The organism is Actinomadura sp. 3N508 (assembly GCF_044326375.1).
GTDB lineage: Bacteria > Actinomycetota > Actinomycetes > Streptosporangiales > Streptosporangiaceae > Spirillospora.
Window position 1 is genome coordinate 152925 of record NZ_JBIRAX010000012.1, and the last position, 13743, is coordinate 166667.

Consider the following 13743-nt stretch of genomic DNA (forward strand, 5'->3'; position numbering starts at 1 on the left):
TGGGCTTCAACCGCACGGCGAGGCGATCTCGCCGGTGCCGTGCAGGAGGTGTTCTTCCGCGGTCAGGGGGCTGCCGGCCCATCGGCACAGTGCCCGCGCGGCGGCCTGGGGGTCGGTGTCCCAATGCCGGAGCGAGAAATCGCCGGTGGTGACGAGGAACCCGCCGGCCTCGCCGGTGAGGACGCCGATGCCGTGCGCCCCTTCGACGGCCGCGGCCGGCCGCGGCTTGCGCGGGTCACTCAGGCTCCACAGCCGGGTCGGACCGGGAGAGATGCCGCTGGTGGTGAGCAGGTTCCGGCCGCGGGTGTCGAGGTCGACCTGCAACACCGTGCCCCTGTGGCCGTCCAGAGAAGGCAGGGGCTCAAGGGCGGAGGATTCCGCGGCCTTCCACAGGTAGACACGCTGGTCATAGGAACCCGCCGCGAGGATGCGCCCATCGGCGGACGCGGAAAGGCTGGCCGCACTCGGGGCGTTGGCCAGCCGCCGCAGGAAGCGGGGCGCGTAGGGGGAGGCGACGTTCCAAAGCTGCACGCCTGCGTCTACGGTGCCGACGGCGAGCGTGCTCGTCTCGCCGAGGAAGGCCAGCGAGGTGACGCGGCGGACGGGGAGGCGGGTGCGGGGATCGGGACGGTAGGGGTCGGAGACGTTCCAGACGATGAGAGCGTCGTTGCCATTGGCACCGGTGACCAGGGTCCGTCCGTCGGAGCTGAACGCGGCGTCGTTGATGTGGTTCTCGGCGTGCGCGTTTCCGGAGCCCAAGCGCCGGGGGCGCTCGGGGCGGGACACGTCCCACAGGCACACGGCGGCCCACGTCCACGGTTTGCGGAGATCGGAGTGATCGGGGGCGTCGGTGGTGAGGGCGAGGGTGCGCCGGTCCGGGCTGAAGGCCGCGCCTCCCAGAGGGTGGCCCTTGCAGTCCAAGGAGGCGCCGAGCGGGCGCGGTGACCCGCCGGCGGCCAGGCTCCACAGGCGTGCGGTGCCGTCCCTGCCGGTGGTGAGCGCGAGCTCGCGGTCCCGGCTGATCTCCAGGGTCGTCAGGGAGTCGTTGTGCCCGGCCAGCGGGGGCAGCGGGCGCCAGAGGCGAATGCCCTGGGTACGGGTTCCGACGGCGAGCGAGGTGCCGTCGGGACCGAACCCGAGCCCGACCACCTGATCGGGCTGGTCGAGCGTCAGGTGCCAGGCCGTCTTCCAGCCGTCCCGCTTCCACAGGTCGTGGACGTTCCACACCTTGACCCGGGAGTCGATGTCACCCACGGCCAGGGCGGCCCCGTCAGCGCTGAACGCCAGATCGCTCACCGTGCTGACGGACTCGTAGAGCCGTCGTGGTCTGGTCGTTTCGCCGTCCTGAGCGATGCGTGCGAGGAGGACGGGATGGCCGGAGATGGCGGCGTTGACGAGGGCGAGAGAGCGGCCGTCGGAGCTGAGCGCGATCGTTTTGAAGTCGTGCCGTCCCCGCAGCCTCGGGACGGAATGGCGCCGCGGGCGTCCAGGGTTATCGACGTCCCATGCCGTGACCTGGTCATCGCCCTCCACGGTGGCCAGGCGGCGCCCGTCGCGGCTGACGGCCACGTCGAGAATGTGGTCGTTGTTCACCTGCCACTGCTTCAGCAGCCGGGGGTGCCGAGGGTCCGGGGAGGTGTTCCACAGGGCCAGCCGCCCGTTGCCGTGTCCGGTGACCAGGCGGCTGCCGTCCGGGCTGAACTCGATGGCGGTCACCGGGCCCGGAGCACCGCTCAGGTCCGGCAGCCGCAGCGGCCGGCGGGTGCCGCTGACGTCCCATAGGCGGATGAGGTGGTTGTCTTCGGAGACGGCGGCCAGCACACCCCGGGGATGAACCGTGATCTCGGTGATCGCGCCCGTGGCGATACGCACCGTCTCGGGGCGGTCCTGCCGTCTCCCTGCCGTACGCCACACCCGCACGGTCCCCTCCGCGGTGCCTTCCGCGAGGACGCGCTGGTCCGGGCTGCTCGCCCAGGCCGTGGTGTCGGTCCGGCCACCGGTCACATACCGGGTGGCGTAGGGCGGGGCGGACGAGCCGATCAGCGCGCTGCGCGCCTGCGGGGTGCGAGCCGCCCGGTCCGCGGTCAAGGCCAGCAGCGCGGCCAGGGCAGAGTCCTTGGGGCGGACGGCGTCGGCCTGGGTGCTCAACCGCGCGGAGGCCGTGTCGGCGGCCTGCCGGGTGACCCGGCCCGCCTGGTTCACGGCGAACCCGGCCGTGACCATGGCGAGCACGGCGAGTGCGGCGATCGCCGCCATCAGCCGCCGCATGCGCCGGGCGCCGCGCCGCTGCTGGCGGTGGCCGGCCGCGAGGAAGGCGCTCTCCAGCGGCGCGAGCTGACCGGGGTGGGCGGTGTGCCATTCGCCGGCCGCCGCGAGCCGTGTCCCGCGGTAGAGATGGCTGTCGTCGCGGCCCGCCGCCTGCCACGCCGCCGCGTCGTCGGTGAGCCGCTGGCGGACCAGCAGCCCGACCTGATCGGCGTCGATCCACTCCCGCAGCCGCGGCCAGGCCCGCAGCAGCGCCTCGTGGCTGATCTCGACGGTCCCGTCGCCCAACGTGATCAGGCGGGCGGCGGCGAACGACTCCAGGACCGTCTCGGCCTGCGGCCCCTCAAGCAGCGACCGTGACACGCGAAGGCGGGTGCCGGATCCCTGGTCGCCGACGCGGACCAGCCGCAGCAGCAGCCGCCGCGCCGCCGGCCGGGCGCCCTCGTCCAGTCCCTGGTAGACCTGCTCGGCGGTGGCCGCGACGGCGCCGTGGACGCCGCCGGTGCGCTCGTATCCCTCGATGGTGAGCACGCCGTCCTGCGGGTGCTGCCAGGTGACCCGCAGCGCGTGCGACAGCAGCGGCAGCGTCCCCGCGCCGCTCCCCTCCTCACCGGGTGCGGCGCCGAGGTCCCGCAGCAACACCTCGACCAGTCCCGGCTCCAGGGCGAGCCCTTCGGCGGCGGCCGGCTCGGTGATCGCCTGCCGCAGCTCGGGGACGGTCATCGGCCCCAGCGGCAGCACCCGGGCCCGCAGCGCCGCCAGCAGCGGCGGATGGGCCACGCAATGCCCGTAGAAGTCGGCACGCACCCCGAACACGACCGGCAGGCCGGCCTCCGCCCGCCCGCACAGATCCGCGATGAACGCCTCACGCTCGGACTCGTCCGCGCACAGGGTGAACAGCTCCTCGAACTGATCCACGATCACCAGCGCGTAACTCTCCAGCGGCCGTCGCGCGTCATGGCCGCGCAGTTCGTCGAGCGGGTGCGCGGTGGGCGTCAGGTACAGCGTCTCCGGGGCGCCGGGCTGCCGGGCCGGCAGGGCACCACGGGCGGTCGCCGTGGCCAGCCCGGCCCGCAGCAGCGAGGTCTTCCCGATCCCGGACGGCCCGACCACCACCGCCGGGTGCCCCGCCGTGCGCGGGTCGGCGAGCAGCCGTAGCAGGTCGGCGACCGCCCGCTCCCTGCCGAAGAACCACCGCGCGTCCTCGGCCCGGAACGACGTGAGCCCCGGATACGGGCACCTGCCGGTCACCGGCCCCACCGCGAGCGCGAACAGCGCGCCACCGGCCCCGAGGGCGGCGTCACAGGCACGGGCGAACGCCTCGCTCGGCTTCTGCAGCCCGCGCTCCAGCCGGCTCAGATATCCCTTGCTGGTCTGCAGGTTCTTGGCGAGGCCGGCCAGCGACAGGTCCGCCGCCTGGCGCAGGCGGCGCAACTCCGTCCCGAACGTGACCTCGCCGCCCTCACCCTGCACCCGGCTCGGCTCGGTCCGGGGGACCGCCTTGTCGCCGTCCAGGTCCATGAGCCCGTCCTCTCGCTGAAGGGCGCCCACTTCAACAACGCAGCGAGCCTACGGCTACGCACTGCTGAACGGTGGCGACATTCAGTGAGAAAGACCTGTTCGCGAGGGGCTCCCAGATTCCGGCCGTGCGGGAAACGGCGTAGGGCAGGGGAGCGCGGTGTGGCGGCGGCCCCGGCGGGGCCGCCGCCTACCTCGCTCAGCCGGGTTGTTCGGTGTCGGTCAGGGAGACGAGCAGGTCGTTGAGGCGTGACACGAACGCGGCCGGTTCCTCGATGCGGGCGCCGCTGGTCAGGACGGCCTGGTCGTACAGGACGTGCGCCCAGTCGGCGAGGCGTGGGTCGTCCTGGCCGCCGTTGAGGCGTTGCACCAGCGGGTGGCCTGGGTTGATCTCCAGGATCGGCTGCGCGGGCAGCCCCGACCCCCGCAGCCGGCGCGCGACGGTGAAGTCGTTCTCGGCCTCGTTGGCGACGATGCACGCGGGCGACGTGGTGAGCCGACTGGTGACGCGGACGTCCCACGCCTTGCCGTCCAGGTGCTTCTTGAGCTTGCCGAGGAGGTCGGCGTAGTCGGAGTCGGCCTGCTCGGCGGCCTCCTTCTCCGCCTCGTCCGCCATGGCGCCGAAGTCGGGTGCCCCCTGCGCGACGGACTGGAACTGCTTCCCCTCGTACTGCGCCAGACCGGTGACGACGAAGGTGTCGACGCTGTCGTCCAGCAGGAGCACCTCGATGTCCTTCGCGCGGAACGCCTCCAGATGCGGGCTGGCGGCGGCGTCGGACAGGCCCGGCGCGAGCAGGTAGTAGATCTTGTCCTGCCCCTCCTTCATCCCGGAGACGTAGTCGGCGAGCGACACGCGGGCCTCCCCGCCGGACCGGGTCGAGGTGAAGCGCAGCAGGGCGGCGATGTCCTCCCGGTGGGCGGGGTCGTCGAACACGCCCTCCTTGAGGACGGCGCCGAACTGCGTCCAGAACTCCGCGTACTTCTCCGGCTCGCCGTCCGCCATGTCCTTGAGCAGCCGGAGCAGTTTCTTGACCGCGCTGGCCTGGATGTGGTCGATCGCCTGGCTGCCCTGCAGGATCTCGCGGGACACGTTCAGCGGCAGGTCCGCGGAGTCGATGATGCCGCGCACGAACCGCAGGTAGCGCGGCAGCAGGCGGCCGGTGTCCTCCAGGATGAACACGCGCTGGACGTGCAGGCGCACGCCCTGCGCGGGCTCCGGCATCCACAGGTCGAAAGGCGCCCGCGACGGGACGAACAGCAGCAGCGTGTAGTCGTACCGCCCCTCGACCTTCGCGTGCACATGACCGAGCGGATCGGTGAAGTCGCCCGTGAGCTGCTTGTAGTACTCGTGGTAGTCGGCGTCTTTCAGTTCGCTCTTCGGGCGCGTCCACAAGGCCGACGCCTGGTTAACCGGGGTGTCGTCTTCGCCGACCGTGATGGGGCGGGCGATGTGGTCGGAGTAGCGCTTGATGATCGAGCGGAGCCGGTGCTCGTTCAGCAGCTCGTCCTCGCCGTCGCGCAGGTGCAGCACGATCGTCGTGCCCCGCTCCGCCCGCTCGGCGGCCTCCAGCGTGTACTCGCCCTTGCCGTCGGACGTCCAGCGCACCGCCTCGTCCGCGGGCAGCCCGGCCCTCCGCGTGGTCAGCACCACCCGCTCGGCGACGATGAACGCCGCATAGAAGCCGACGCCGAACTGCCCGATCAGCGCGGTGTCTCTCCGCTGGTCGCCGGTCAGCGACCGGAGGAACTCGGAGGTGCCCGACTTGGCGATCGTTCCGATGTTCTCGATCACCTCGTCGCGGCTCATCCCGATGCCGTTGTCGGCGACGGTGATCGTGCCCGCGTCCTTGTCGAACCCGACCCGGATCCGCGGCTCGCCGCCGTCCGGCTCGTCCTCGCCCAGTTCCGGACGCGAGAACCGCTCGATCCGCAGCCGGTCGATCGCGTCCGAGGAATTGGAGACCAGCTCGCGAAGGAAGATCTCCTTGTTGCTGTAGAGCGAATTGGCCATCAGATCCAGGATCTGCGCCGCCTCGGCCTGAAAGCGAAACGTCTCCTCTTCCGCCTGTAATGACACCTTTCCCCTCCCAGTAGGTGGTCGCCGGACAGCCGTTCAGGATAGAAATCCCCGGACCCGCCGGTCAACCGCCCACCCTGGACTGGTCCGGATCATGCGGTGTTGTAGCGCACCCGGACGGCGCCCTGACCCGCGCGCCGCCTACCGGGTCGTTGCCGGGAGGGGAGCCTGCCGACGACGGTCGCCGTGGTCGGCAGGCTGCGAACGTCCCGGGACGGTCAGGGGAGGGGTGGGGTCAGAAGACCGACCAGACGCTGAGGCCCGGGGTGGGGAGGTGGCGCGCGGATTCGCCGCGGCCCAGGTTGTCGAGAGGGTCGCCGGTGCAGTCCTTGCCCGACATCACGAGCAGGGCGACGGGAATGCCGACACCGCCGCCCGGAATTGTGTTGGCGGCGGACCGGACTGGGAACGGTGTGGTGACGCATCCCTCGCCGGGCCCGAACGTCACCACTTTCCCCGTGAAATTGTCTCCCGACCAGGCGCACAGCGAGTCGACCGGGCAGCCCGGGAGGGGATCGGCGGTCGTCGCGGACGCGAGCGACGCGGGGAGCACGGTCGCGGACGCCGCCATGGCCATGGCTAAAGCGGCTCGCCCTAATGATCGCTTCATGGGGGTGCACTCCTTTGATGAGTGAGTCGTGCCCCACATGATCACCGCAGGGGTCCATATGGGCCAGGGGGAGATCAACTTTGCCGGAAGCGGTCAGGCGGGTTTGAGCGGCCTACTCCGTCCTGGCTTGGATTTCCTGGATGTTCCAGCCGTTGCCGTCCGGGTCCTTGAAGTAGACGAAGCGGCCCCACGGGAAGTCGTGGACGTCGCTGACCTGGACGCCGCGGGACGCGAGTTCGGCGCGGGCGGCGTCGGCGTCGGCGACGACCAGTTGCAGGCCGTGGAGGGAGCCCGGGGCCATCTCGGCGCCGAGGCCGGTGCCGATGGCGATCGAGCAGGCCGAGCCGGGCGGTGTGAGCTGGACGAAGCGGATCTCGTCGCTCACCCGGTGGTCATGGTCGAGGTTGAAGCCGACCTGTTCGGTGTAGAAGGCCTTCGCGCGGTCGACGTCCGAGACGGGCACCGCGACCAGTTCCAGTTTGAAATCCATGAGTCCCTTCTATCCCAGAGGTGACATCCGTATACCGGATGCGTCAGATGGGTTTGGGTCGTCCGGCGGGGGAGCGGATGAGGAACGTTCCAGCGATGACGACGAGTCCGGACAGGGCCAGGACCAGGCGGGGCGGTTCCATGCCGAGCGGGCTCACGTCCCACCGTTCGAGCAGGTCGGAGGCCGCGCCCGCGAGGAGCGCCGCCAGCGCCAGGCCGAAGCGCAGGACGGCGTGGAACGCGGTGAGGGCGAGGTTGCGGCGGTACCCCTCCAGGCTCTCCTGCATGTAGGTGATGCCGCCCACGAGCGCGGCGGTGGCGGCGCCGCCGAAGATGACGGCGCCGACGAACGACCAGGTGATCGACGCGACCGCGCCCATGGTGGCGATCGTCAGGCCCTGGAGGGCGGTGGCCGTCCGGATCTGCGTCATCAGGGGCCAGCGGCCGTTGCGGACGAGGATCAGCCCGGTCAGCGCGCCGACCCCGAACAGCGCCACCAGGACGCCGAAGCCGACGGGGCTCGCGTCCAGGATGTCCTTGACGAACACGACGCCGAGCGAGAACAGCGCGCCGAGGCCCAGCGCGACCACCGCCACCCCGGGTAGGACGCCGCGCACGACGCGCAGGCGAAGCGCGTCGAGGAAGCCGCCCTGCTGCTTTCGCGACTGCCCGGCCGCCCATCGCTCGCCGGGCTTCGGGCCGAGGTCGGGAATGGAGCGGATCGCGAAATAGGAGATGAGGTAGGTGAGCGCGTCCAGCCAGAACACGACGACGTAGCGCCAGTGGCCCTCCCAGCCCGCGTTGTTCGACGCCCACAGCATCAGCCCGAACAGGCCCGCGCCGACGGGGATCATGCCGTAGGACGTGGCCATCGTGATGCCGTTCGCGACCTCGAGGGTGCCGGTGTCGTGCTCGCGCCCGTGCTTCTTCTCGCCGGGGTCCTCGATGAGGTACGGGATGGCGGCGTCCCGGGCGGGCAGGAAGCACAGGCCGACGACCTCGATGGCGAACGCCCAGAAGTACACCCACCACAGCCACGGGACGACAGGCAGCGCCAGCGCCATCCCCACGCGGATCAGGTCGGAGGTCAGCATGACGGAGCGGCGCGGCCATCGGGTGACGACCCGTGCGGCCAGCGGTGCGCCGAGCGCGGAGGGGAGCAGGCGCAGGACGAGGACGCCGCCCACCGCGGTCGTGGACCCGCTCAGTTCGAGGACGAAGTACATCAGGGCGAGCGTCCCCGTCCAGTCGCCTAACGAGGAGACCGTCTGGCCCACCATGAGCCGCCGGAAGTCGCGGCGGTTCAGCTGCTCCTTGAGTCCCATGCGGCCTCGACCCCCCGTACGGCGGCGGCGTTGCGAAGCCGCGCGCCCTCGTCTGCGGGGGACGGTTCCTCTGGAGTGACGGGACTGCCGCGCAGGAGGGCGGCCAGGCGGGCGGCGGCCCGGTCCCAGCTCCATTTCTCGCAGACCCAGCGGCGGCCGTTCTCGCCCATGAAGCGAGCGTGGGACGGGTCGGCGAGCAGGTCGTGCAGGGCGCCCGCGAGGCTGTTCGTGCGAGCCGCATCGACGAGCACGCCGGTATGCCCGTCTATGAGGGATTCGGGGCTGCCGCCGGACCGTCCGACCACGACCGGCAGGCCCGCCGCCGACGCCTCCAGGACCGACAGCCCGAGGCCCTCGACCTGCAGCCCGCGGCGGGTGTCATGGCACGGGAGGACGAACACGTCCGCGGCGGCGTAGTAGCGGGGAAGGTCGGCGGGGGAGACCGCGCCGGGGATGGTGACGGTGCCGGGGGCCGTGCGCGCCGCGAGGTCGGTCAGGTGGGCGCGGGTGGGGCCGTCGCCGACGATCACCAGCCGGGCGCCCGGATGCCGCCGGACGACGTCGGGCCACGCGTCCAGCAGCAGGTCGTGGCCCTTGCGGCGGACCAGCCGGGACACGCTGAGGACGACCGGCCCCTGCCCGAGGCCGTGCCGCCGGCGCACCGGCCGCCCGTCCAGCCCGGGACGGAACCGGACCGCGTCGACGGCCCCGGCGAGCTGGACGAGCCGCGTCCGGTCGCCGAGGGCGGCGGCGATCTCGCCGCGCGTGCCCATGCTGAGGAAGGTGAGCGCGTCGAAGGCCGGGGCCACGGCGCGCAGCGCGGCCCGGGTGGGCGCGCAGCGGAACCAGCCGAGCTCCTGCCCGTGCGTGGAGCCGATCAGCCGGTGCACCCCGGCCGCCCTGACCAGCGGCGCGTACATGGCGAACGGCGCGGCGGCGGTGATCCAGCCGACCTCGGCGCGGTGCCGCGCGGCGAGCCGGCGCAGGCCGCGGAACAGCAGGTAGGCGTGCCGGCGGACGACGGGGAAGTCGAGCCGGGCGTCGAAGGCGGCGGCCCCGGACCAGGCGGGCGCGACCACGAGCAGCCGGTCGGCGGGGAGGCGGCGCACCAGTTCCCACGTGAACGTCTGCACCCCGCCGGGCTCCGGCGGGAAGTGCCCGGTGATCACGAGGGTCCGGGGTATGTCCATGGGGACCCGCTTCCCCGGGAGCGCGACACCATTCACCGGCACCGTTCACCGAGAGTGTTCCAAAGGTCGTGATCATCGGGCCCCGGCGTTACTCGCGCCTCCACGCCGCACGGCCGCCCCGCCAGGTCCCGCGCGGCGCCGCACCGGGTCCGGTGCCACCCACACCGGACCCGGCCGGGTCCCTTGATCTGCCCTCATCCCGGACGAGCGGACGGGAAAGGATCACTCCACGGGGAAGGGATCACCCCACGCGTCTTAGCGAATCACGCCCGCCCGGCATAGTCAACTATTTCTACCTCTAAGGTAGGAAATCACTCTTCGATGTGGGTGAGCTTGTCGGGGTTGGCGACGGCGTAGACGCCGCGCACGCGGTCGCCGTCGGCTTCCAGGTCGAGGACCATGACCGCGAACGGGGCGTCCGCGTCGAACAGCACCGCGGACGGGTCGCCGTTGACGGTCCGGTAGCGGATCTCGAACCGCGCCGTGTCCTCCCGGCGCGCGGTGCCGGTGATCACGCGCGCCACCCGGTCGCGGCCGTGGATCGGGCGCAGCGGGCCGCGCCTGCCGCCCGCGTCCCGCCACAGCGTCACGTCCGGGGCCATGAGCTCCATCAGGGCCGCGAGGTCGCCGCCGAGGGCCGCCTTGAGGAAACGCTCGGTCACCTGCCGCTGCACCTTCGGATCGGCCTGGTAGCGGGGCCGCCGGGCCTGGACATGCTCGCGCGCCCGGTGCGCCAGCTGCCGGACGGCGGACGGGTTCCGGTCCAGGATCGGGGCGATCTCCGTGTGCGCGTACCCGAACACCTCGTGCAGGACGAACACGGCCCGCTCCAGCGGCGTCAGCGTCTCCAGGACGACCAGCAGCGCCATCGACACCGCCTCCGTCCGCTCGGCGGACTCGCCCGCGTCCCCCTCCCCGCCCGACACCAGCGGCTCGGGCAGCCACGGCCCCACGTACGACTCGCGGCGGCGGCTGATGTCGGCCTGCCGCGCGAGAGCCGTGTTCACCGCGATCCGCACGAGATAGGCACGGGGGTTCTCGATGTCGCCCGGGGTGTTCGCGTCGCCGCCCGCGCCGCCGTTCGGGGTGTTCGCGCTGTTCCGGGATGACCAGCGCAGCCACGTGTCCTGCAGGACGTCCTCGGTGTCGGCGACGCTGCCGAGCAGGTTGTAGACGACCGAGAACAGCAGCTCCCGATGATCGGCGAACGCCCGTGTCGCGGCGTCCTCGGTGATGTTCTCGGGCATGGTCGGACCTCCCGTCCTCACCCCTTCAGAGGGGCACGGGTGCCCGGAGTGTGACATGGCGGGCCGGATTGTGATCTGGGCCTCATCCGCGGGCGCCCGTGTCACACTCCCGCGCGCCGATCCGCTCATGGGACGCGACGAACTCGACTCGGAGGTCTTTCATGACGGATACGACGGGCGCTCAGCCGTCCTTTCTGGCGACCGGACGCGGCAAGCTGACGCTGACCCTGCTGTGCGCCATCGCGTTCCTGGATTTCATCGACGCCTCGATCGTCAACGTGGCGCTGCCCGCGGTCAGGCAGGACCTGGACTTCTCCGTCCAGGACCTCCAGTGGGTGCCGAGCGGCTACCTGCTCACCTACGGCGGGTTCATGCTGCTCGGCGGCCGGCTCGCCGACCTGCTCGGCCGCCGCCGCGTCGTGCTCGCCGGGACGGTGCTGTTCTCGCTGTCGTCCCTCGTCGGCGGCCTCGCGGTCAACTCCGGGATGCTGGTCGGGGCGCGGCTCGCGCAGGGCGCCGGGGCCGCGCTGATGCTGCCCGGGACGCTCTCGATCCTGACGACGATGTTCAAGGAGGGCGGCGACCGGGCCAAGGCGCTCGGCGTCTGGGGCGGCGTCGCCGGCGGCGCGAGCGCCGCCGGAGTCCTGCTCGGCGGGCTGCTCACCGACGGCCTCGGCTGGCGCTGGGTGATGCTCGTGAACGTCCCGGTCAGCGTGCTGGTGATCGTCGGGCTGTTCCTGCTGGTGGACGGCGACCGCCGGTTCGCGCGCCTGGCGAGCTTCGACGTCGGCGGGACGGTCCTGGTCACCGGCGGCATGCTGCTGCTCGTCTTCACCCTCGTGAAGGCCCCCGAGGCCGGCTGGGACTCCGTCCGCACGATCGGCGGCCTCGCCGGGACCGCCGTCCTGCTGGCCGCGTTCGCCGTCAACGAGCAGCGCCACCGCAGCCCCCTGCTGCCCCTGTCGATCTTCCGCGTGCGGGGCCTCGCCGTCACCGACGTCGCCTACCTGGTCGCCGTGGCCGGGCTGGCGTCCATGTTCTTCTTCCTCAGCCTCTACATGGTCAACATCCTCGGCTACTCCCCGCTGAGGACCGGCTCCGCGTACCTGCCGCTCTGCGTCGGCGTCGGGATCGCGGCGGGCGTCACGCCGCAGCTGCTCGCCCGCACCGGCACCCGCCCGCTGATCGTCGGGAGCCTCCTCGTGACCGGCGCGGGGATCTTCTGGCTGTCCCGCATCCCGGTGGACGGCGCGTACCTCACCGACCTGCTGCCGGGCCTGCTGGTGACCTCGCTGGGCCTCGGCGTGGTGTTCGTCTCCATCACCACCGCCGCGAACGCGAACGTCCCGCCGGACAAGGCCGGGCTGGCCGCCGCGCTCCTCAACGCCTCGCAGCAGATCGGCGGCGCGCTCGGCCTGGCGATCTTCTCCGCGGTCGCCACGTCCCGGACGGACGACCTGCTCGCCGACGGAAAGCCCGCCCCCGAAGCCTTGACCTCCGGCTTCGCGAGGGCCCTGCTGGTGTGCGGCATCTTCCTCGCGGTGGCCGCCGTCGTCGCGCTCCGGTCCGCGAACACCCGCGGCGAGGCGTCCGGCGCCCAGACGCCGGACCCTCGTCCCGAGACCGTCCCCGTCAAATGAGGGCGGACGTCACCAGACCACGTAGGCGCTCTTGCCGGGGGCGGGCAGGGACGGCAGGTACATGTTGCGGCCGACCTGCGCGACGACCTCGCCCTCGCAGCCTGCTTCCGCGAAGACGTACATGATGTATTGGCCCCCGCCGGTGTTGCCGGCCGACAGGACGGGGAACGGCGCGTCCGTGCAGTCTTCGAGCGGGCTGAACGTCGTCACCGTCCCGGTGAAATCGGCACCGCTCCAGCCGCACTGCGAGCGCTCGGGGCAACCCGGCGGGCCGCCGGCGGGGGCGGCCGAGGCGGTGGCGGCGGGGAGCAGGGCGAGGGCGGCGGTGATGGACGCGGTGAGCGAGATGCGGGAAAGCGTTCGCCACATGGGAGCCACTCCTTTCACGAGTGTCCCGCCCATGAACCCACGAACCGCTTTCATGATCAACTAGCCCGATCCGGATTGCCGGAAGCGGACATCCGTTACTGGATGATGACGCTGTCGTTGCGGGCGGGTTTGTCGTCCGTCCAGCCGTCGTGGCCCGCGTCGGCCTGCCAGTGGCGGCCCGCGTAGCGGACCTCGGTGAGGCCGTAGGCCTGGGCGTGGGTCACGGCCCAGGCCGCCACCGCCCAGCCCGCACGGGTGTTCGTGACCTTTACCGCGTTCCAGGAGTCCGGATCTGAGGCCGCGCCCTTCGCGAGGGGGCTCGGGCCGCTGACGCGGAGCTTGGTGCCGAAGGCGCGGCGCATCTCCCGGATCGCGTCCGGGCGGCGGGACGCGGTCCGCTTGCTCGGCGGGTACCAGCAGCGCGCCGTGCCCGCCTCGCGTCCGGTGAACGCCGCCGCGAGGAGCTTGCCGTCGTCCTCGTGCTGGGCGTAGGCGCGGCCGTCCGCGCTGCGCTGCACGGTCTGCGCCGCGTCGTGCAGGTCGCGGTCCAGGTAGCCCTTCACCTTGACCAGCGCGTTGAAGAACTTCGTCGTGGAGATGACGGGGTCGCGGAGCTCGGGCGGCTCGCCCCAGCCCTGCGACGGGCGCTGCTGGAACATGCCGACCGAGTCGCGGTCGCCGCCCGGCAGGTTGCGGATGTGGGACTCCTGGATCGCGGTCGCGTAGGCGATCACCGCCGCCCGCTCGGGCAGCTGCTTGCGGAACGCGACCGCGGCGATCGTGGCGGAGTTGGCGCCCTGCTCCAGGTCGAGCGGCATCTTGCCGCCGCTCGTGTTCACCTCGCAGCCGGTGCCGTGCAGGTATGGGCGGGCTTTCAGGAACAGCGTGTAGGCGCCCGCGCCGAGCAGCACCACGACGATGGACACCCCGGCCGCCCAGCGCCGCCCGCGGCGGCGTCCACCATGGTCAGGCCCCTCCCCGGAGCCCGCCTTCTCCCTCGCCCAAACAGCCAC

The 13743-nt window shown here is 72.1% G+C and carries 10 protein-coding genes; 1 reads left to right on the forward strand and 9 read right to left on the reverse strand.

The genetic code is table 11. The annotated features are described in order from the left end of the window. Nucleotides 1-6 precede the first annotated feature (6 nt). From ACH34S_RS34440 to sigJ, 7 genes are all read right to left on the reverse strand, one after another. The gene (locus ACH34S_RS34440) at nucleotides 7-3786 is read right to left on the reverse strand and encodes a helix-turn-helix domain-containing protein (RefSeq protein WP_395957065.1); all 3780 of its coding nucleotides are present in this window, start codon (nucleotides 3784-3786) and stop codon (nucleotides 7-9) included. A 196-nt stretch (nucleotides 3787-3982) separates the two neighbouring features. Beyond that, entirely contained in the window at nucleotides 3983-5860 is a 1878-nt protein-coding gene (gene htpG / locus ACH34S_RS34445; RefSeq protein WP_395957066.1) for a molecular chaperone HtpG, read from the reverse strand. Between the two features lie 235 nt (nucleotides 5861-6095). Beyond that, a complete protein-coding gene (locus tag ACH34S_RS34450; protein WP_395957067.1) occupies nucleotides 6096-6437 on the reverse strand; it encodes a hypothetical protein in 342 nt (113 codons plus the stop codon). Between the two features lie 145 nt (nucleotides 6438-6582). Then, nucleotides 6583-6960: a VOC family protein gene (locus ACH34S_RS34455; protein WP_395957068.1), complete on the reverse strand. Its 378-nt coding sequence runs from the start codon at nucleotides 6958-6960 to the stop codon at nucleotides 6583-6585. Between the two features lie 43 nt (nucleotides 6961-7003). Further along, nucleotides 7004-8284 carry an MFS transporter gene (locus tag ACH34S_RS34460; RefSeq protein WP_395957069.1) on the reverse strand — a complete coding sequence of 427 codons (1281 nt, stop codon included), beginning with the start codon at nucleotides 8282-8284 and terminating at the stop codon, nucleotides 7004-7006. Beyond that, nucleotides 8263-9474 (reverse strand): glycosyltransferase family 4 protein, encoded by a 1212-nt coding sequence (locus tag ACH34S_RS34465; RefSeq protein ID WP_395957070.1) that lies wholly within the window; start codon nucleotides 9472-9474, stop codon nucleotides 8263-8265. The genes ACH34S_RS34460 and ACH34S_RS34465 overlap by 22 nt, the downstream gene beginning before the upstream one ends. Nucleotides 9475-9785: 311 nt before the next feature. Continuing rightward, nucleotides 9786-10721: an RNA polymerase sigma factor SigJ gene (gene sigJ / locus ACH34S_RS34470; RefSeq protein ID WP_395957071.1), complete on the reverse strand. Its 936-nt coding sequence runs from the start codon at nucleotides 10719-10721 to the stop codon at nucleotides 9786-9788. A gap of 161 nt (nucleotides 10722-10882) precedes the next feature. Here sigJ and ACH34S_RS34475 point away from each other — a divergent pair, with 161 nt between their 5' ends. Further along, on the forward strand, nucleotides 10883-12361 hold the full coding sequence (locus ACH34S_RS34475) for an MFS transporter (protein ID WP_395957072.1): 1479 nt from the start codon (nucleotides 10883-10885) through the stop codon (nucleotides 12359-12361). A gap of 9 nt (nucleotides 12362-12370) precedes the next feature. On the opposite strand, the gene ACH34S_RS34480 is transcribed toward ACH34S_RS34475, so the two are convergent. Continuing rightward, nucleotides 12371-12730, reverse strand: coding sequence for a hypothetical protein (locus tag ACH34S_RS34480; protein ID WP_395957073.1), 360 nt, complete (start codon nucleotides 12728-12730; stop codon nucleotides 12371-12373). A 95-nt stretch (nucleotides 12731-12825) separates the two neighbouring features. After that, entirely contained in the window at nucleotides 12826-13743 is a 918-nt protein-coding gene (locus ACH34S_RS34485) for a hypothetical protein (protein WP_395957074.1), read from the reverse strand.